16 protein-coding genes are annotated in these 18,859 nt (G+C 70.2%); 14 read left to right on the top strand and 2 right to left on the bottom strand.

Annotated elements, in window-relative coordinates:
* Nucleotides 1-85: 85 nt before the first annotated feature.
* Nucleotides 86-907, bottom strand: coding sequence for a C40 family peptidase (locus tag ACWGJ2_RS16990; RefSeq protein WP_453346873.1), 822 nt, complete (start codon nucleotides 905-907; stop codon nucleotides 86-88).
* 294 nt (nucleotides 908-1,201) lie between these two features.
* Nucleotides 1,202-1,981 (bottom strand): sulfite exporter TauE/SafE family protein, encoded by a 780-nt coding sequence (locus ACWGJ2_RS16985; protein WP_453346872.1) that lies wholly within the window; start codon nucleotides 1,979-1,981, stop codon nucleotides 1,202-1,204.
* 380 nt (nucleotides 1,982-2,361) lie between these two features.
* On the opposite strand from ACWGJ2_RS16985, the gene ACWGJ2_RS16980 reads away from it, so the two are divergent.
* Genes ACWGJ2_RS16980 through nuoN form a run of 14 tightly spaced genes read left to right on the top strand, consistent with a single transcriptional unit; the run spans nucleotide 2,362 to nucleotide 18,763 of the window.
* The gene (locus tag ACWGJ2_RS16980) at nucleotides 2,362-2,721 is read left to right on the top strand and encodes an NADH-quinone oxidoreductase subunit A (RefSeq protein ID WP_453346871.1); all 360 of its coding nucleotides are present in this window, start codon (nucleotides 2,362-2,364) and stop codon (nucleotides 2,719-2,721) included.
* An 11-nt stretch (nucleotides 2,722-2,732) separates the two neighbouring features.
* Nucleotides 2,733-3,287, top strand: a complete 555-nt coding sequence (locus tag ACWGJ2_RS16975) for a NuoB/complex I 20 kDa subunit family protein (protein WP_453346870.1) — start codon at nucleotides 2,733-2,735, stop codon at nucleotides 3,285-3,287.
* Entirely contained in the window at nucleotides 3,284-4,039 is a 756-nt protein-coding gene (locus ACWGJ2_RS16970; RefSeq protein WP_453346869.1) for an NADH-quinone oxidoreductase subunit C, read from the top strand. The genes ACWGJ2_RS16975 and ACWGJ2_RS16970 overlap by 4 nt, the downstream gene beginning before the upstream one ends.
* The gene (locus ACWGJ2_RS16965) at nucleotides 4,039-5,376 is read left to right on the top strand and encodes an NADH-quinone oxidoreductase subunit D (protein ID WP_453346868.1); all 1,338 of its coding nucleotides are present in this window, start codon (nucleotides 4,039-4,041) and stop codon (nucleotides 5,374-5,376) included. The genes ACWGJ2_RS16970 and ACWGJ2_RS16965 overlap by 1 nt, the downstream gene beginning before the upstream one ends.
* Nucleotides 5,373-6,299 carry an NADH-quinone oxidoreductase subunit NuoE gene (gene nuoE, locus ACWGJ2_RS16960; protein ID WP_453346867.1) on the top strand — a complete coding sequence of 309 codons (927 nt, stop codon included), beginning with the start codon at nucleotides 5,373-5,375 and terminating at the stop codon, nucleotides 6,297-6,299. The genes ACWGJ2_RS16965 and nuoE overlap by 4 nt, the downstream gene beginning before the upstream one ends.
* Entirely contained in the window at nucleotides 6,299-7,639 is a 1,341-nt protein-coding gene (nuoF, locus tag ACWGJ2_RS16955) for an NADH-quinone oxidoreductase subunit NuoF (RefSeq protein ID WP_453346866.1), read from the top strand. The genes nuoE and nuoF overlap by 1 nt, the downstream gene beginning before the upstream one ends.
* Nucleotides 7,636-10,155, top strand: a complete 2,520-nt coding sequence (locus ACWGJ2_RS16950; RefSeq protein WP_453346865.1) for an NADH-quinone oxidoreductase subunit G — start codon at nucleotides 7,636-7,638, stop codon at nucleotides 10,153-10,155. The genes nuoF and ACWGJ2_RS16950 overlap by 4 nt, the downstream gene beginning before the upstream one ends.
* A complete protein-coding gene (gene nuoH, locus ACWGJ2_RS16945; protein ID WP_453346864.1) occupies nucleotides 10,155-11,570 on the top strand; it encodes an NADH-quinone oxidoreductase subunit NuoH in 1,416 nt (471 codons plus the stop codon). The genes ACWGJ2_RS16950 and nuoH overlap by 1 nt, the downstream gene beginning before the upstream one ends.
* Before the next feature lie 37 nt (nucleotides 11,571-11,607).
* Nucleotides 11,608-12,318 (top strand): NADH-quinone oxidoreductase subunit NuoI, encoded by a 711-nt coding sequence (gene nuoI, locus ACWGJ2_RS16940; RefSeq protein WP_453346898.1) that lies wholly within the window; start codon nucleotides 11,608-11,610, stop codon nucleotides 12,316-12,318.
* Complete coding sequence (locus ACWGJ2_RS16935; protein ID WP_453346863.1) at nucleotides 12,315-13,229, top strand: NADH-quinone oxidoreductase subunit J; 915 nt, start codon at nucleotides 12,315-12,317, stop codon at nucleotides 13,227-13,229. Before nuoI ends, ACWGJ2_RS16935 begins: the two co-directional genes overlap by 4 nt.
* Nucleotides 13,226-13,525, top strand: a complete 300-nt coding sequence (gene nuoK / locus ACWGJ2_RS16930; protein WP_453346862.1) for an NADH-quinone oxidoreductase subunit NuoK — start codon at nucleotides 13,226-13,228, stop codon at nucleotides 13,523-13,525. The genes ACWGJ2_RS16935 and nuoK overlap by 4 nt, the downstream gene beginning before the upstream one ends.
* Before the next feature lie 13 nt (nucleotides 13,526-13,538).
* On the top strand, nucleotides 13,539-15,434 hold the full coding sequence (gene nuoL / locus ACWGJ2_RS16925) for an NADH-quinone oxidoreductase subunit L (protein WP_453346861.1): 1,896 nt from the start codon (nucleotides 13,539-13,541) through the stop codon (nucleotides 15,432-15,434).
* A gap of 3 nt (nucleotides 15,435-15,437) precedes the next feature.
* Complete coding sequence (locus ACWGJ2_RS16920) at nucleotides 15,438-17,099, top strand: NADH-quinone oxidoreductase subunit M (RefSeq protein WP_453346860.1); 1,662 nt, start codon at nucleotides 15,438-15,440, stop codon at nucleotides 17,097-17,099.
* 5 nt (nucleotides 17,100-17,104) lie between these two features.
* Nucleotides 17,105-18,763 (top strand): NADH-quinone oxidoreductase subunit NuoN, encoded by a 1,659-nt coding sequence (nuoN, locus tag ACWGJ2_RS16915; protein ID WP_453346897.1) that lies wholly within the window; start codon nucleotides 17,105-17,107, stop codon nucleotides 18,761-18,763.
* Nucleotides 18,764-18,859: the final 96 nt, after the last annotated feature.

The raw sequence follows: 18,859 nt of genomic DNA, 5'->3' as shown, positions 1-18,859 counted from the left end.
TCCGGTGTGCGGCGGTACGCGTCACGCCACTGGGCGCGGCGCCACCCGCCCCGCACGCGGACGCACCACGGCACGTCGCGTCGCGTCAGAGAACGCGGACCGCGCCGCTCGGCTGGTCGTAGCTCAGGTCCCGCTCGACAACGCCCGTCGAGGAGTTCTGGGCGCCGATGAACTTGCCGCCGCCGACGTAGACGCCCACGTGGTAGGCGCTGCCCTTGCCGCCCCAGTAGAGGATGTCGCCCTGCTGGAGGTTGCCGAGGCCGACCTCGGTGCCGGTCGTGGACTGGTCCTGGGAGACGCGCGGGAGGTCCACGCCGATCTGCTTGAACGCGGCCTGGGTCAGCCCTGAGCAGTCGTAGGCGGAGGGTCCTGTGGCGCCGGAGACGTACGCCTTGCCGACCTGCCCCTTGAGGAAGCTGATCAGGGTGGCGACGTTGCCGCTGCCGACGGGGGCCGTCGAGGTGGACTCGGACGCGGAGGCGAGCGAGGTGCGCTCGGCGGAGCGGGAGGCGCGCTCCTTGGCCTCGGCGGCCTTCTTGCGGGCCTCCTCCGCCTTGCGCTTGGCCTCGGCCCTGGCCTTCGCCTCGGCCTTCTCCTTGGTCTCCTTGGCCTGCTCGCGCGCCTTCTCGGCGGCCGTCTGCTGAGCCTCCTGGAGCTCGTAGTGCAGGGCGCTCGTCTCAAGCGAGTCGGCGGCCTGGGTGGCGGAGCTGGACAGGTCGCTGGCGAGGGTCGGCATCTCGACCGTCTCGGCAGGCGCGTTCTTGTCGGCGGACGCGAGGGCCGGGGAGGCCGCCGTGGTCAGCGCGATGGTGCCCATGACGCCGCCAGTCACACCCGCACGCAGCGCCACATTCATCTTGCTGGAGCGGGGCTTCCGGTGGCTGGGTATCTGAGCTTTCGGGGACATGAGGGAATGGGTAGCAGGGGCGCGAGGTTCCGTTCAATAAAGGTGCGATGCGCCACAGTCGTCGCGTACACGGCGAGTTGGCCCCTTATTGATCTTCACAAGTCGTTTTCAGGGCCCCCTTCAATGCCCAACTACGGGCCCGTGACCACGTAGTTGTCCGCAATGCCCGAATTGATCTTTCGGCTTATCACGGTGAGGTCTCGGGCGCAAAGATGGCAGCGGCTGCCGCGAAAACGCGTGGCATAGGTCACGGGACGAGGCTCAAGTCCCGGAGTAAATCGGATGTTGGGCGCTTTATCCGCCCCATTGGTCGTAGCCCAGCTTCGCGACCAGTGCCGTCACCACGGTCAGCAGAACGATCCGGACGAACCCATTCCCGTTTTTGAGCGCCATATGCGCCCCGACCCATCCGCCGCCGAGGTTCGCGAGGGCGAGAAAGGGGGCGACGGTCCACAGCACGGTGCCGTGTGAGGTGAATACGGCGAGGGCGCCCAGGTTTGTGCCGACGTTCACGACCTTCGCCGTGGCCGACGCCGTCACCATGTCCATATGGAGGAGCGCTACGAGCGCTATCACCAGAAACGTCCCGGTACCCGGCCCTATGAGCCCGTCGTAGAACGCGATGGCCCCGCCCGCCACGACCAGCGCCGCCGCCACCCTCTTCCCCGTGACGGGCCCGTGCCCCGGGGTCGTGCCGAACCGGGGGCGGAACGCGACGAAGGCGGCGACGGCGAGGAGCACCGTCATGATCAGTGGGTTGAGGACCTCTTTGTCGACCGCGGATGCAAACAGCGCACCCCCTCCCGCCGACACCATGGCCAGCCCGCCGAGCCGTACGGCCAGCCGCGCGTCGAGCGGCGCCTTGCGCGCGTAGGCCACCGCCGCCATCGAGGTGCCCGCGACGGCGACCGCCTTGTTGGTGCCGAGCACGTAGACGGGTGGCACGTGCGGGAAGCCGATGAGCATGGCCGGAAGCAGGATGAGACCGCCGCCCCCGACCACCGCGTCGATCCAGCCCGCTGCTGCCGCCGCCGCGCACAGCAGTACGAGGGTGGTCAAGGTGATCTCGTCCATGGCCCGTGAGGGTATCCGGCGGCTAGCAGTTGACGTCGTCCAGCGCGAATTTGCCTTCGCGTGGATCGGCTTGATAGAGGAGCGCCGCCGCAAGCGGCCCGTCGGCCGGTCGTCCGTCACCTTTGGTGATCATCCGTGAGCTTCGCGTACGAAGATCAACAGGCATCTGACCTGATGATCCTCCGTCAGGTGGTGGAGATCACAAAGTCGTTGACGTACCCCGTGTCGCAGATCACAGACCCCCAGGCATAAGATGCCTCCCGCGAGGGCTTGTGAACTGCCTCACATAGAAGCGATCTTCTTGGGGCGGGTCACGGGCCCAGCAGTCAGCCGGCAGTCAGCGTCGACTAGCAGGGGTCGACTGGAAGGAGCGGTGAGCGGTGAACGCCTACACGCCAATCCTGGTACTGGGAGCGCTCGGAGCGGCCTTCGCGATCTTCTCCGTGGTCGCGGCCTCAGTCGTCGGCCCCAAGCGTTACAACCGCGCGAAGCTCGAAGCCTACGAGTGCGGTATCGAGCCGACGCCGCAGCCCGAGGGCGGCGGCCGGTTCCCGGTGAAGTACTACCTCACGGCGATGCTCTTCATCGTCTTCGACATCGAAATCATCTTTCTCTACCCCTGGGCCGTGCACTTCGACTCCCTCGGGATGTTCGGCCTGGTCGAAATGCTGGTCTTCGTCGCCCTCATCGGTGTCGCCTACGCCTACGACTGGCGGCGCGGCGGCCTGGAATGGGACTAGGGGCATAAGTAATGGGACTCGAAGAGAAACTGCCGAGCGGCTTTCTGCTGACCACAGTCGAGCAGGCCGCCGGGTGGGTGCGTAAGTCGTCGATGTTCCCGGCGACCTTCGGACTCGCCTGCTGCGCCATCGAGATGATGACAACGGGCGCCGGGCGCTACGACCTGGCCCGCTTCGGCATGGAGGTCTTCCGCGGCTCACCCCGCCAGGCCGACCTCATGATCGTGGCAGGCAGGGTCAGCCAGAAGATGGCCCCGGTGCTGCGTCAGGTCTACGACCAGATGCCCAACCCCAAGTGGGTCATCTCCATGGGCGTGTGCGCCTCGTCCGGCGGGATGTTCAACAACTACGCGATCGTGCAGGGCGTCGACCACATCGTTCCCGTCGACATCTATCTGCCCGGCTGCCCGCCGCGCCCCGAGATGCTGATGGACGCGATCCTCAAGCTCCACCAGCACGTCCAGGGCGAGAAGCTCGGCGTCAACCGTGAGCAGGCGGCCCGCGAGGCGGAGGAAGCGGCGCGCAACGCGCTCCCCACCATCGAGATGAAGGGGCTGCTGCGATGAGCGACGAGAACCAGCACCCGGAGGGGGAGGCGCCGAACGGCTCCGTCCCCGCCCCCCGCGACGAGATCGGCGAGGTGATCGGCGTCCGGCGCGGCATGTTCGGCGCCCGCGACGGCGCGGACACCTCCGGCTACGGCGGGCTCGTACGGACCGTGCGGCTGCCCGGCGCCAGCGGGCGCCCGTACGGTGGGCCGCGCGGACGGGACGGCCACGGCGAGTTCGACGAGATCGCCGACGAGCTGGAAGGCGCGCTGGAGGAGCAGGGCCTCCTGCCGGAGAACGCCATCGAGAAGACCGTCGTCGACCGCGGCGAGATCACCTTCCACATCGCCCGCGAGCACCTGCCCCGCGTGGCCAGGACGCTCCGCGACGATCCGGCGCTGCGCTTCGAGATGTGCACCGGCGTCAGCGGCGTCCACTTCCCCGACGACAAGGGCCGCGAGCTGCGGGCCGTCTACCACCTGCGCTCGATCACCCACAACAGGGTGGTCAGGCTGGAGGTCAGCGCCCCCGACAGCGACCCGCACGTCCCCTCGATCGTCGACGTCTATCCGACGAACGACTGGCACGAGCGCGAGACGTACGACTTCTTCGGCCTCGTCTTCGACGGGCACCCCGCGCTGACGCGGATCATGATGCCCGACGACTGGCAGGGCCACCCGCAGCGCAAGGACTACCCGCTCGGCGGCATCCCCGTCGAGTACAAGGGCGCCCAGATTCCCGCTCCGGACCAGCGGAGGTCGTACACCTGATGAGCACCCCCACCTCCACCCACGCGCCCGCGGGCATCCGCGAGACCACCGAGGGCACCGTCTACGACGTCACCGGCGGCGACTGGGACGAGATCGCCGCCGCCGCTGCCAAGAGCGACGACGAGCGCATCATCGTCAACATGGGCCCGCAGCACCCGTCCACGCACGGCGTGCTCCGGCTCATCCTGGAGATCGACGGCGAGACGGTCACCGAGGCGCGCTGCGGCATCGGCTATCTGCACACCGGCATCGAGAAGAACCTCGAATTCCGGACCTGGACGCAGGGCACCACCTTCGTCACGCGCATGGACTATCTGACGCCGTTCTTCAACGAGGCCGCTTACTGCATGGCCGTCGAGAAGCTCCTCGGCATCGAGGACGACATTCCCGACCGGGCCAACGTCATCCGCGTCCTGCTGATGGAGCTGAACCGGCTCTCCTCGCACCTGGTGGCCATCGCCACCGGCGGCATGGAGCTGGGCGCCACCACCGTCATGATCTTCGGATTCCGGGACCGCGAACTCGTCCTGGACCTCTTCGAGCTGATCACCGGGCTGCGCATGAACCACGCGTTCATCCGTCCCGGCGGCCTCGCCCAGGACCTGCCCTCCGGGACGATGGACGCGCTGCGCGAGTTCCTGAAGAAGATGAAGAAGAACCTGCCGGAGTACGACAAGCTCTGCACCGGCAGCCCCGTCTTCAAGGCGCGCCTCCAGGACATCGGCTATCTCGACCTCGCCGGGTGCATGGCCCTCGGCGCCACCGGGCCCATCCTCCGCTCGGCCGGCCTCCCGCACGACCTGCGCAAGGCGCAGCCCTACTGCGGCTACGAGAACTACGACTTCGAGGTCCCCACCGTCGACACCTGCGACTCCTACGGGCGCTTCCTGCTGCGCCTGGAGGAGATGCGCCAGTCGCTGCGGATCATCGAGCAGTGCATGGAGAGGCTGGAGCCGGGCCCGGTCATGGTCGGGGACAAGAAGATCGCCTGGCCCGCGCAGCTCGCGCTCGGCCCGGACGGTCTCGGCAACTCCCTGGACCACATCAAGAACATCATGGGCACCTCGATGGAGGCCCTGATCCACCACTTCAAGCTGGTGACCGAGGGCTTCCGGGTCCCGCCGGGGCAGGCGTACGCGGCGGTCGAGTCCCCCAAGGGCGAACTCGGCGTCCACGCGGTCAGTGACGGCGGCACCCGCCCGTACCGCGTGCACTTCCGCGACCCCTCCTTCACCAACCTCGAATCCATGGCGGCGATGTGCGAGGGCGGCCAGGTCGCCGACGTCATCGTCGCCGTCGCGTCCATCGACCCCGTGATGGGAGGCGTCGACCGATGACCACCGCACCCGCCGAGGGGACACCCCCCGCGCCGACCGCGACCACCGCGCCGCCCGTGGAACTGGGCACGCCCCAGATGCCCGCGCCCGACTACCCGAACGACGTCCGGGCACGGCTGGAGGGCGACGCGAAGGAGATCATCGGCCGCTACCCCGACAGCCGCTCGGCCCTGCTGCCCCTGCTGCACCTCGTGCAGGCGGAGGAGGGGCACGTCACCCGCACCGGGCAGCGGTTCTGCGCCGAGATGCTCGGGCTCACGACGGCCGAGGTCAACGCCGTCGCCACCTTCTACACCATGTACCGGCGCAAGCCCTCCGGCGACTACCAGGTCGGCGTCTGCACCAACACACTGTGCGCGGTGATGGGCGGCGACGCCATCTTCGACGAGCTGAAGGAGCACCTGGGCGTCGGCAACGGCGAGACCACCGAGGACGGCAAGGTCACCCTCGAACACATCGAGTGCAACGCGGCCTGCGACTTCGCGCCCGTGGTGATGGTCAACTGGGAGTTCTTCGACAACCAGACCCCGCAGAGCGCCAAGCGCCTCGTGGACGACCTGCGCGCGGACCGCGAGGTGGCCCCCACCAGGGGCGCCCCCATGTGCACGTTCAAGGAGACCGCGCGCATCCTCGCCGGCTTCCCCGACCCGCGCGACGGCGCCGTCGAGGCGACCGGCGGCGCGGGCGCCCCCTCCCTGGCCGGGCTGCGGCTGGCGCGCGGCGAGGCACCGCACGGGAGGGTCGTCAGCCCGCGCGGCGAGGCGGCACCGGTCGAGGAACAGCCCTCCGACGAGGGCGTCCGCTACCCCGGCGAGGCCCCCGCTTCCCACCCCAGCTCGCACGACGCACCGCAGAAGACCGCCGCGTCGTCGCCGGACAACCCGGACGCGCCCGCGACGCCCGCGACGGAGGAGGACCAGTGATGACGACGGAGTCACCGGAGAAGCTGCTCTCACCCGTCCTGTCCGCCTTCTGGGACGCGCCCGAGCCCTGGACGCTGGAGACCTACCGCCGCCACGACGGCTACGAGGGGCTGCGCAAGGCCCTCGCCATGCCGCCCGACGACGTGATCGCCTACGTCAAGGACGCGGGACTGCGCGGACGCGGCGGCGCGGGCTTCCCGACGGGCATGAAGTGGCAGTTCATCCCGCAGGGGGACGGCAAGCCGCACTATCTCGTCGTCAACGCGGACGAGTCCGAGCCCGGCACCTGCAAGGACATTCCCCTCCTCTTCGCCAACCCGCACTCGCTGATCGAGGGCATCGTGATCGCCTGTCACGCGATCCGCTCCTCGCACGCGTTCATCTATCTGCGCGGCGAAGTCGTCCCCGTACTGCGACGGCTGCACGCGGCTGTCCGCGAGGCGTACGACGCGGGCTACCTCGGGCCCGACGCGCTCGGCCCCGGCAAGCCGCTGGAGCTGACCGTCCACGCCGGGGCCGGTGCCTACATCTGCGGTGAGGAGACCGCGCTGCTCGACTCGCTCGAAGGGCGGCGCGGGCAGCCCCGGCTGCGGCCACCCTTCCCGGCGGTGGCGGGCCTGTACGCCTGCCCCACTGTCGTGAACAACGTCGAGTCGATCGCCTCGGTTCCCGCCCTGATGCACAAGGGCAAGGAGTGGTTCCGCTCGATGGGCAGCGAGAAGTCGCCCGGCTTCACGCTCTACTCGCTCAGCGGTCACGTCGCCAACCCGGGACAGTACGAGGCCCCGCTCGGCATCACGCTGCGCCAGCTCCTGGAGATGAGCGGCGGCATGCGGCCAGGCCACCGCCTCAAGTTCTGGACGCCCGGCGGCTCCTCCACCCCGATGCTCACCGAGGAGCACCTGGACGTGCCGCTGGACTACGAGGGTGTCGGCGCCGCCGGATCCATGCTCGGCACCAAGGCGCTCCAGTGCTTCGACGAGACCACCTGCGTCGTGCGCGCGGTCACCCGCTGGACCGAGTTCTACGCGCACGAGTCCTGCGGCAAGTGCACGCCCTGCCGCGAGGGCACCTACTGGCTCGTCCAGTTGCTGCGCGACATCGAGGCGGGCAAGGCCACGGTCGCCGACATCGACAAGATCGACGACATCGCCGACAACATCAACGGCAAGTCCTTCTGCGCGCTCGGCGACGGTGCCGCGTCGCCGATCTTCTCGTCGCTCACATACTTCCGCGACGAGTACGAGCAGCACATCTCGGAGGGCGGCTGCCCCTTCGACCCCGCGAAATCCACCGCGTGGGCAGACACGGCGAACCACCACACGGAGGTGCCCGCATGACCGTCACCACGTCATCCCCCTCCGGAGGAGGGGAGGCCGCGGTCCCGCCGGAGGACCTCGTCTCGCTGACGATCGACGGCGCGGAGGTGAGCGTGCCCAAGGGCACGCTGGTCATCCGGGCCGCCGAACTGCTCGGCATCGAGATCCCCCGCTTCTGCGACCACCCCCTCCTCGACCCCGCGGGCGCCTGCCGCCAGTGCATCGTCGAGGTGGAGGGGCAGCGCAAGCCGATGGCGTCCTGCACCATCCAGTGCACCGACGGCATGGTCGTCAAGACGCAGCTCTCCTCGCCCGCGGCGGAGAAGGCCCAGCGCGGGGTGATGGAGCTGCTGCTCATCAACCACCCGCTGGACTGCCCCGTCTGCGACAAGGGCGGCGAGTGCCCCCTCCAGAACCAGGCCATGTCCACGGGTTCGGCGGACTCCAGGTTCGAGGGGAAGAAACGCACCTTCGAGAAGCCGGTGCCCGTCTCCACGCAGGTGCTGCTGGACCGCGAACGGTGCGTGCTGTGCGCGCGCTGCACCCGGTTCAGCAACCAGATCGCGGGCGACCCGATGATCGAGCTGCTGGAGCGCGGCGCACTCCAGCAGGTCGGCACGGGGGAGGGCGACCCCTTCGAGTCGTACTTCTCCGGGAACACCATCCAGATCTGCCCGGTCGGGGCGCTGACCTCAGCGGCCTACCGTTTCCGCTCCCGCCCCTTCGACCTCGTCTCCTCCCCTTCGGTGTGCGAGCACTGCGCGGGCGGCTGCGCCACGCGCACGGACCACAGGCGCGGCAAGGTCATGCGCCGTCTCGCGGCCGACGACCCCGAGGTCAACGAGGAGTGGATCTGCGACAAGGGCCGCTTCGGCTTCCGCTACGCGCAGCGCCCCGACCGCCTCACCACCCCCCTCGTGCGCGGTGACGACGGCGTCCTCGCCCCGGCGAGCTGGCCCGAGGCGCTGGAGGTGGCGGCCAGGGGGCTCGCGGGCGCGCGCGGCAGGGCGGGGGTGCTGACGGGCGGACGGCTCACCGTCGAGGACTCCTACGCGTACGCCAAGTTCGCGCGCGTCGCGCTCGGCACCAACGACATCGACTTCCGCGCCCGCGTCCACTCCGCCGAGGAGGCCGACTTCCTCGCCTCCCACGTGGCGGGCCGCGGCAGGGACCTGGACGGCACCGGGGTCACCTACGCGGGTCTTGAGAAGGCGCCCGCCGTGCTGCTGGTGGGCTTCGAGTCCGAGGAGGAGGCGCCCGGCGTCTTCCTCCGGCTGCGCAAGGCGATGCGCAAGCACGGCCAGCGCACCTTCTCCCTCGCGAGCCACGCCACGCGAGGGCTGGTCAAGGCCGGGGGCACCCTGCTCCCGGCGGCGCCCGGCACCGAGACGGAGTGGCTCGACGCGCTCGCGGGCGGCGTAGGGCTGGACGCCGGGGGACAGGTAGCGGCCGAGGCGCTGCGCGGCGAGGGCTCGGTGATCGTCGTCGGCGAGCGGCTGGCCGCCGTGCCCGGCGGGCTGACCGCCGCCGTACGGGCCGCCACCGCCACGGGCGCGCGGCTCGTGTGGATCCCGCGCCGCGCGGGCGAGCGCGGCGCCGTCGAGGCGGGCGCCATGCCCACGCTGCTGCCCGGCGGCCGTCCGGCCACCGACCCGCGCGCCCGCGACGAGGTCGCCCGCGCCTGGGGCGTCGCCGAACTCCCGGGCCGCTACGGGCGGGACACGGGCCAGATCATCGAGGCGGCGGCGACGGGCGAGCTGGCGGCGCTGGTCGTCGGCGGCGTCGAACCGGCCGACCTGCCCGACCCGGCCCGCGCCCTCGCGGCGCTGGACGCGGTCGGCTTCCTCGTCAGCCTGGAGCTGCGGCCCGGCGAGGTCACCGAGCGCGCGGACGTGGTGCTGCCCGTCTCGGCCGTCGCCGAGAAGTCGGGGACGTTCCTCAACTGGGAGGGCAGGGGCCGCCCGTTCGAGGCCGCGCTCAAGCCCGACCAGATGACGAGGCGGCATGTGCAGACCGACGCGCGCGTGCTGCACATGCTGGCCGACGCGCTCGACGTGCACCTCGGCCTGCCCGACCTGCGCACGGCGCGCGGCGAGATCGAGCGGCTCGGCGGCTGGTCGGGCATCCCCGCACCGGCCCCCGCCGCGACGGCCCAGGGGCTGCCGCAGCCGGGTCCGGGCGAGGCGGTGCTCGCGGGGCACCGGCTGCTGCTCGACCAGGGGCGGCTCCAGGAGGGCGACGAGGCGCTGGCCGGTACCCGGCACGCGGCCCTCGCCCGGCTCTCTCCGGCGACGGCGGCCGAGGCGGGGGTCGCGGACGGCGAGCTGCTGACGGTGGCAGGCCCCGCCGGGACCGTACAACTGCCGCTGAGCGTCACGGACATGCCCGACCGGGTGGTGTGGCTGCCGCTCAACTCGGTGGGCGGCGGCGTCAACCGGGACCTCGGCGCCGTGCCGGGGGCGCTCGTACGGATCACGGCCGGTGCCGCCGAAGCGCACACCGCTGACGCGGGCGAGGACCAGGAGGTGACGGCGTGATGAGCGGCATGACCCTCCTCGCCGAGGAAGACCTGTCGATGTTCGGCACGGACCCGTTCTGGCTGGTCGCGCTCAAGGCGGTCTTCTGCTTCGCGTTCCTGATGGTGACGGTCCTGATCTCCATCGTCATGGAGCGCAAGGTCGTCGGCTGGATGCAGCTGCGCGTCGGACCCAACAGGCACGGGCCCTGGGGCATGCTCCAGTCCCTCGCCGACGGCATCAAGCTGATGCTCAAGGAAGACGTCGTCGTCAAGGGCTCCGACAAGGCCGTCTACATCCTGGCCCCCATCATCGGCGCCATCCCCGCGTTCATGGCCATCGCCGTGATCCCCTTCGGGCCCGCGGGGAACGAGGTGTCGATCTTCGGCACCCGTACGGCGCTCCAGCTCACCGACCTGCCGGTGGCGATCCTCTACATCCTCGCCACCTCCTCCATCGCCGCCTACGGCGTGGTGCTGGCGGGCTGGTCGTCCGGATCGACGTATCCGCTGCTGGGCGGCGTCCGCGCGACGGCGCAGATCATCAGCTACGAGATCGCGATGGGCCTCAGCTTCGCCGCGGTCTTCCTGCACTCGGGCTCGATGTCCACCTCGACGATCGTGGGCGCGCAGGCGGACACCTGGTTCGCGTGTCTGCTGCCCGTCTCGTTCCTCATCTACATGGTGGCCATGGTCGGCGAGGCGCACCGCGCGCCCTTCGACATGCCGGAGTCCGAGGGCGACCTCGTGGCGGGCTTCCAGACCGAGTACAGCTCGATCAAGTTCGCGATGTTCATGCTCGCCGAGTACATCCACATGGTCACCGTCTCCGCGCTCGCCGTCACCCTCTTCCTGGGCGGCTGGCGGGCACCGGCGCCGCTCTCCACCTGGTGGGAGGGCGCCAACCACGGCTGGTGGCCGATGCTGTGGTTCTTCATCAAGCTCAACGTGATGCTGTTCTTCTTCGTCTGGCTGCGCGGCACCCTCCCGCGCGTGCGCTACGACCAGTTCATGAAGCTGGGCTGGAAGGTCCTCATCCCCATCTCGCTGGTGTGGCTGATGCTCGTCGCCACCGTGCGGGCGATGCGGAACGAGGGCTACGGGTTCAGCGACATCGTCTACTGGGTCGGCGGCGCCGCCGTCGCGCTCCTGCTGATCTCCTTCGTCGTCGACATCTTCCGAGGACGCGAGGAGGAGCGGGAGGAGGAGGCCGAGAAGGAGAAGGCCGCTTCCGAGGTCTTCGACCCCATGGCGGGCGGCTATCCCGTGCCCCCGCTGCCAGGACAGACCCTCCCGCCGGTGCCCCGCAGGCGCCCGCGCGGGGAACCGGGTGAACGCTCCCTCGTCGGTACGGCCGGATCACCCGGTGGTCCCCCTGGCGAGAGCGGGGACAGCGCTGAGGGGACCCCCCACGGACAAGGAGACGACGGTGCCTGACAACCCCGTGGCCGGCTTCGGCGTGACCTTCAAGGGCATGTTCAAGAAGCGGCTGACCGAGCAGTACCCCGAGTACAAGAAGCCGACGGCGCCCCGCTTCCACGGCCGTCACCAGCTCAACCGGCACCCGGACGGGCTGGAGAAGTGCATCGGCTGCGAGCTGTGCGCCTGGGCCTGTCCCGCCGACGCGATCTATGTGGAGGGCGCGGACAACACCGAGGAGGAGCGCTACTCCCCGGGCGAGCGCTACGGCCGCGTCTACCAGATCAACTATCTGCGCTGCATCCTGTGCGGCCTGTGCGTCGAGGCGTGCCCGACGCGGGCACTGACCATGACCAACGAGTACGAACTCGCCGACTCCTCCCGCGAATCGCTCATCTACACCAAGGACGAGCTGCTCGCGGGGCTGCGGGAGGGCATGGTCGACAGCCCGCACGCGATCTTCCCCGGCATGACGGAGAAGGACTACTACAACGGGCTGGTCACCGAGGCGGCCCCGGGCACCGTGCCGCAGACCGTGACCGACAGCGGCGCGCCGCAGGAGTCGGCCGGGACCTTCGGGCCCGGCGAACCGGCCGCCGCGCCGGTCGCCGAGGGCGCCGGAGAGGCGGGCGGCACGGCGGCGGCGGGCGGCGTCGACGACATCGGCGGCGTCGGCACCGGAGCGGCGGCCGGGTTCGCCCGCAGCGCCGCAGCCGGTGACGGCACCGGCGAAGGCTCCGAGGGCGCGAAGGGGGAGTCCCGATGAGCACGCTCCACCTCGCGGCCGACTCCGTCACCTCCTCGGGCGAGGCGCTCCAGTTCTGGGTGCTGGGGGCCATCGCCCTGCTGGGGGCCCTGGGCACCGTGCTGATGCCGCGCGCCGTGCACGCGGCGCTCTGCCTCGCCGGGACCATGATCATCCTGGCGCTGTTCTACCTCGCCAACGGCGCGTACTTCCTGGGCATCGTCCAGATCGTCGTCTACACCGGCGCGGTCATGATGCTGTTCCTGTTCGTGCTGATGCTCGTCGGCGTCAGCGCCGCCGACTCCCTCAAGGAGACGCTCAAGGGCCAGCGCTGGCTGGCCGCCGGATGCGGGCTCGGGCTCGGCATCCTGCTCGTCGCCGGGATCGGGCAGGCTTCGCTGGGCTCCTTCATGGGGCTCAAAGAGGCGAACGCGGCGGGCAACGTACCGGCGCTCGCCTCGCTGCTGTTCACCAAGTACGTGGTGGCCTTCGAGGTCGTCGGCGCGCTGCTCACCGTCGCGGCCGTCGGCGCCACCCTGCTCACGCACCGCGAGCGCGTCGAGAAGACCAAGTCGCAGCGGGAGCAGGCCGAGGAGCGGGTGCGCGGCGGAGTGCAGCTCCCGCCGCTCCCGGCGCCCGGCGTCTACGCACGGCACAACGCCGTGGACCGCCCCGGACTGCTCCCCGACGGCACCCCGTCGGACCTGACCGTCAGCGCCACGCTGCGCGAGCGCGGCCAGATCCGCGAGGTCAGCGCCACGTCGCTGCGCGAACTCGCCGCGCTGGAACAGCGCACCGCCGAGTACCACGGGCAGCAGCGGGGCGTGCCGGAGGAGACGCTGCGCGAGGAGCGGGAACGGCGCGACGAGGATCTGGTGAACGAGGCCCGTAAGGCCCGCGAGGCCCGTGCGGAAGAGGAGGCCCGCAGGTGAACCCTGTCAACTACGTCTACCTGGCCGCCCTGCTGTTCACCATCGGCGCCGCCGGAGTGCTCATCCGGCGCAACGCCATCGTGGTGTTCATGTGCGTGGAGCTGATGCTGAACGCGGCCAACCTCACCCTGGTCGCCTTCTCCCGCATGCACGGCAACCTCGACGGCCAGATCATGGCGTTCTTCGTCATGGTCGTCGCCGCGGCCGAGGTCGTCGTCGGACTCGCGATCATCGTGATGCTCTACCGCTCCCGTCACTCGGCCTCGGTCGACGACGCCAGCCTGATGAAGCTGTAAGGGGTACGAACCAGTGGAGTCATTGATCGGACTGCTCGTCGGCGCCCCGCTGCTCGGAGCCGCGATCCTGCTGTGCGGCGGGAAACGGCTCGACAAGGCGGGGCACTGGCTGGGCTGCCTGCTCGCCGCCGCGTCCTTCGTCGTCGGCGCTGTGCTCTTCGCCGACATGCTCGGCAAGAACCCGGACGAACGCGCACTGCACCAGCACCTGTTCAGCTGGGTGCCCGTCGACAGCTTCCAGGCCGACGTCGCCTTCCAGCTCGACCAGCTCTCGATGACCTTCGTGCTGCTGATCACCGGTGTGGGCACGCTGATCCACATCTACTCGATCGGCTACATGGAGCACGACGAGCGGCGCCGCCGCTTCTTCGGCTATCTCAACCTCTTCCTCGCGGCGATGCTGCTGCTGGTGCTGGCCGACAACTACCTGCTGCTGTACGTCGGCTGGGAGGGCGTGGGCCTCGCCTCGTACCTGCTCATCGGCTTCTGGCAGCACAAACCCAGCGCGGCGACGGCGGCGAAGAAGGCGTTCCTCGTCAACCGCGTCGGTGACGCGGGTCTGGCCATCGCCATCTTCCTGATGTTCACCACCTTCGGCTCGTTCGCCTTCGCGCCCGTGCTCAGCACCGCGACCGAGGCGTCCGAGGGCACGCTCACGGCGATCGGGCTGATGCTGCTGCTCGCCGCCTGCGGCAAGTCGGCCCAGGTGCCGCTCCAGTCCTGGCTGGGCGACGCGATGGAGGGCCCGACGCCGGTCTCCGCGCTGATCCACGCCGCGACGATGGTCACCGCGGGCGTCTACCTCATCACCCGCTCCGGGGCGATCTTCAACGAGGCGCCGAACGCGCAGACCGTCGTGGTCGTCGTCGGCGCGGTCACGCTGCTGTTCGGTGCGATCGTCGGTTGCGCCAAGGACGACATCAAGAAGGCCCTCGCGGGCTCGACGATGTCGCAGATCGGCTACATGATCCTGGCGGCCGGGCTGGGCCCCATCGGCTACGCCTTCGCCATCATGCACCTGGTCACGCACGGCTTCTTCAAGGCCGGGCTCTTCCTCGGCGCCGGTTCCGTGATGCACGGGATGAACGACGAGGTGGACATGCGCCGCTATGGCGGGCTCCGCAAGTACATGCCGGTCACCTTCGTGACGTTCGGCCTCGGCTACCTCGCGATCATCGGCTTCCCTGGCCTGTCGGGCTTCTTCTCCAAGGACCAGATCATCGAGGCCGCCTTCGCCAAGGGCGGCACCCAGGGCTGGATCCTCGGCGCGGTCACCCTGCTGGGCGCCGCGATCACCGCGTACTACATGACGCGCGTGATGGTGATGACGTTCTTCGGCGAGAAGCGCTGGCAGCCCGACGCGCAGGGCAACGAACCGCACCCCCACGAGTCCCCGAAGTCCATGACGGTCCCCATGATCGTGCTGGCCTTCGGCTCGGTCTTCGCGGGCGGGCTGTTCAAGTTCAACGAGTCGTTCGTGCACTGGCTGGAGCCGGTCACGCAGTTCGAGCACGGCCACTCGCCGCTCTCGGCAGCGGCCGTGACCTCCGCGACCGTCGTCGCGCTGCTGATCGGCGTCGGCGCGGCCTGGCTCCAGTACGGCCGCAAGCCGGTACCGGCCGTCGCCCCGCGCGGCGGACTGCTCACCCGCGCGGCCCGGCGCGACCTGCTCCAGGACGACTTCAACCACGTCGTCCTCGTCCAGGGCGGCCAGCACCTCACCCGCAGCCTCGTCTACCTCGACCACTCGCTGGTCGACGGTGTCGTCAACGGCACGGCCGCGGCCTTCGGCGGCCTCTCCGGGCGGCTGCGGCGGCTCCAGAACGGTTTCGTCCGCTCGTACGCGGTCTCGATGTTCGGCGGCGTGGCGGTCCTGGTCGCCGCGACCCTGCTGATGAGGGCGGTCTGAGTTATGTCATTTCCCCTGCTGACGGCCACGGCCGTGCTGCCCGCGCTCGGCGCGGTCGCCACCGCTGCCGTGCCCGCCGCGAAGCGCACGGCCGCCAAGTGGCTGGCCCTGCTGGTCTCGCTGGCCACGCTCGTCCTCGCGGCCGTGGTGCTCGTACGGTTCGACCCGGGCGGCGCCCGCTACCAGCTCACCGAGTCACGCGCCTGGATCGCGGACTTCGGGGTGCGGTACGAGGTGGGCGTCGACGGCATCGGCGCCGCGATGATCGGGCTGACAGCGCTGCTGATCCCGTTCATCATCGCGGCGGGCTGGCACGACGCCGATCCCCTGGAGAGCAAGGAACCCAACCGGCGCTGGCGGCCCACCCAGGGCTTCTTCGCGCTGATCCTGGCCGTCGAGGCGATGGTCATCATCTCCTTCGCCTCGACCGACGTCTTCCTCTTCTACATCTTCTTCGAAGCCATGCTCATCCCGATGTACTTCCTCATCGGCGGCTTCGGGGACCGCGCCCACGCGGCCGGTGAGGACGAGGGCGCCAAGCAGCGCTCGTACGCGGCCGTGAAGTTCCTCCTCTACAACCTCGCGGGCGGCCTGATCATGCTGGCCGCCGTCGTCGGCCTCTACGCCGTCACCGCCGACCAGCTGGGCGAGGGCACCTTCTCGCTCCAGCGGATCGTCGAGGCCCGTGCCTCCGGCGAGCTGACCATGGCCACCAACACGGAGCGGCTGCTCTTCCTCGGCTTCTTCCTCGCCTTCGCGATCAAGGCGCCGCTGTGGCCGCTGCACACCTGGCTGCCCAACGCCATGGGGGAGGCCACGGCCCCGGTCGCGGTGCTGATCACGGCGGTCGTCGACAAGGTCGGCACCTTCGCGATGCTCCGCTTCTGCCTCGGCCTCTTCCCGGGGGCCAGCGCGTGGGCGACGCCCGTGGTGATCACGCTGGCGCTGGTGAGCATCCTGTACGGGGCGCTGCTGGCCGTAGGACAGCGCGACATCAAGCGCCTGGTGGCCTACGCGTCCATCTCCCACTTCGGCTTCATCATCCTGGGCGTCTTCGCGATGACCAGCCAGGGCCAGGGCGGCGCGACGCTCTACATGGTCTTCCACGGGATCTCGACCGCCGCGCTGATGCTGGTGGCGGGCTTCCTGATCTCCCGTCGCGGCTCGCGCCTCATCGCGGACTACGGCGGGGTCCAGAAGGTGGCCCCGGTCCTCGCCGGGACCTTCCTGATCGGCGGGCTCGCGACGCTGTCGCTGCCGGGCCTCGCCCCGTTCATCAGCGAGTTCCTCGTCCTCGTCGGCACGTTCAGCCGCTACCCGGCAGCGGGCATCGTGGCCACCGCCGGCATCGTCCTGGCCGCGCTGTACGTGCTGCTGCTGTACCAGCGGACGATGACGGGCCCCGTCGAGAAGCCCGAGATCGAGCGGATCCCGGACCTGCGGGCGCGGGAGCTGGCCGTCATCACCCCGCTGATCGCCCTGCTGATCTTCCTGGGCGTCTTCCCGAAGCCGCTCACCGAGATCGTCAACCCGGCGGTCGAGCACACCCTGTCGGACGTGCGCGAGGACGTGCCCGACACGCACCCGAAGCCAGAACATCCAGTCGCCGACAAGGGCTGGTTCGACTACAAGCCGGAGCCCCACGGCGGAGGTGACCACGAGTGAGCGCGGTGGTAACGGCGGGAGCGGCCGAATCCGTCCCCAGCCTGTGGACACTCGGAGCGGAACAGCTCCAGGCCCCGACGATCGAGTACGGACAGCTCTCGCCGACGCTGATCGTCCTGACCGCTGCCGTCATCGGCATCCTCATCGAGGCGTTCGCGCCCCGTAAGGTCCGCTACGGCTCCCAGGTGCTGCTCTCCTCGCTGGCGCTCGCGGCGTCCTTCGCGGCCGTCGTCGGGCTCGCCGTCAGCGGGCACGGCACCAGCAAGGCGCAGATCGCGGGCATGGGCGCCATCGCGGTGGACGGCCCGGCGCTCTTCCTCCAGGGCACGATCCTGCTGGTCGCGCTCGTTTCGGTGTTCGTCTTCGCCGAGCGCAAACTGGAGCCGGTCTCCCACGGAGCCGGGACCCGGGGCGACTCCTTCGCGGCGCAGCCGGCGGCCGTGCCGGGCGGCGAGGGCGAGCGGGAGGCCACGAAGGCGGGCTGGACGACCACCGAGGTCTTCCCGCTGCTGCTCTTCGCCGTCGGCGGCATGCTGATCTTCCCGGCGGCCAACGATCTGCTGACGCTGTTCATCGCGCTGGAGGTCTTCTCGCTGCCGCTGTACCTGCTGTGCGCCGTGGCCAGGCGCCGCAGGCTGCTCAGCCAGGAGGCGGCGGTCAAGTACTTCCTGCTGGGGGCCTTCTCCTCCGCGTTCCTGCTCTTCGGCACGGCACTGCTCTACGGCTACGCGGGCACCGTCGGCTACTCGGGCATCGCCCGCGTCGTCGCCAACGCCGAGCAGACCACCAACGCGGCACTGGCGGACTCCACGGGCAACGACGCGCTGCTGCTGATCGGCGGCGCGATGGTGATCATGGGGCTGCTGTTCAAGGTCGGCGCCGTGCCCTTCCACATGTGGACGCCCGACGTGTACCAGGGCGCGCCGACCCCGGTCACCGGCTTCATGGCCGCCGCCACCAAGGTTGCCGCGTTCGGGGCGCTGCTGCGGCTGCTGTACGTGGTGCTGCCGGGGCTGCGCTGGGACTGGCGGCCCGTGATGTGGGGGGTCGCGATCCTCACCATGCTGGCGGGCGCGATCGTCGCCATCACCCAGACCGACATCAAGCGGCTGCTCGCCTACTCCTCCATCGCGCACGCGGGCTTCCTCCTCGCGGGCGTCATCGCCACCTCGGAGGACGGCGTCTCCTCGGTGCTCTTCTACCTGGCGGGCTACTCCTTCGTGACGCTGGGCGCGTTCGCCGTGGTCACGCTGGTGCGGGACGCGGGGGGCGAGGCGACGCACCTGTCCAAGTGGGCGGGACTCGGGCGGCGTTCGCCACTGCTGGCCGCCGTGTTCGCCGTCTTCCTGCTGGCCTTCGCCGGGATCCCGCTGACGTCGGGCTTCGCCGGCAAGTTCGCCGTCTTCAAGGCGGCGGCCGAGGGCGGGGCCGGGGCGCTGGTGGTCGTGGGTGTCGTCTCGTCGGCCATCGCGGCGTTCTTCTACATCCGCGTCATCGTGCTGATGTTCTTCAGCGAACCGCAGGCCGACGGGCCCTCGGTCGCGGTCCCCAGCATCATGACGACGGCCGCCATCACGGTGGGGGTCGCCGTCACCGTGGTGCTGGGTGTGGCGCCGCAGTACTTCCTGGATCTGGCGGGGCAGGCCGGGGTGTTCGTCCGGTAGGCCCGCGCGATCCCGCGCCTCCTGCGCGTACGCGAGCGACCGTGCCGCGTCCCGCCCCGTGAAGGGGTGCGGGGCGCGGCACGGTCGCGTGCGGGG

The organism is Streptomyces sp. NPDC054796 (genome assembly GCF_053611545.1).
The sequence above is the reverse complement of the archived record's forward strand: the minus strand, read 5'-3'. Positions and strand labels throughout refer to the sequence as shown.

Excerpts from the sequence above, each read along its gene's own strand:
- ACWGJ2_RS16990 (WP_453346873.1), bottom strand. The coding sequence starts at position 907 with ATGTCCCCGAAAGCTCAGATACCCAGCCACCGGAAGCCCCGCTCCAGC.
- ACWGJ2_RS16985 (WP_453346872.1), bottom strand. The coding sequence starts at position 1,981 with ATGGACGAGATCACCTTGACCACCCTCGTACTGCTGTGCGCGGCGGCG.
- ACWGJ2_RS16975 (WP_453346870.1), top strand. The coding sequence starts at position 2,733 with ATGGGACTCGAAGAGAAACTGCCGAGCGGCTTTCTGCTGACCACAGTC.
- ACWGJ2_RS16970 (WP_453346869.1), top strand. The coding sequence starts at position 3,284 with ATGAGCGACGAGAACCAGCACCCGGAGGGGGAGGCGCCGAACGGCTCC.
- ACWGJ2_RS16965 (WP_453346868.1), top strand. The coding sequence starts at position 4,039 with ATGAGCACCCCCACCTCCACCCACGCGCCCGCGGGCATCCGCGAGACC.
- nuoE (WP_453346867.1), top strand. The coding sequence starts at position 5,373 with ATGACCACCGCACCCGCCGAGGGGACACCCCCCGCGCCGACCGCGACC.
- nuoF (WP_453346866.1), top strand. The coding sequence starts at position 6,299 with ATGACGACGGAGTCACCGGAGAAGCTGCTCTCACCCGTCCTGTCCGCC.
- ACWGJ2_RS16950 (WP_453346865.1), top strand. The coding sequence starts at position 7,636 with ATGACCGTCACCACGTCATCCCCCTCCGGAGGAGGGGAGGCCGCGGTC.
- nuoH (WP_453346864.1), top strand. The coding sequence starts at position 10,155 with ATGAGCGGCATGACCCTCCTCGCCGAGGAAGACCTGTCGATGTTCGGC.
- nuoI (WP_453346898.1), top strand. The coding sequence starts at position 11,608 with ATGTTCAAGAAGCGGCTGACCGAGCAGTACCCCGAGTACAAGAAGCCG.
- ACWGJ2_RS16935 (WP_453346863.1), top strand. The coding sequence starts at position 12,315 with ATGAGCACGCTCCACCTCGCGGCCGACTCCGTCACCTCCTCGGGCGAG.
- ACWGJ2_RS16920 (WP_453346860.1), top strand. The coding sequence starts at position 15,438 with ATGTCATTTCCCCTGCTGACGGCCACGGCCGTGCTGCCCGCGCTCGGC.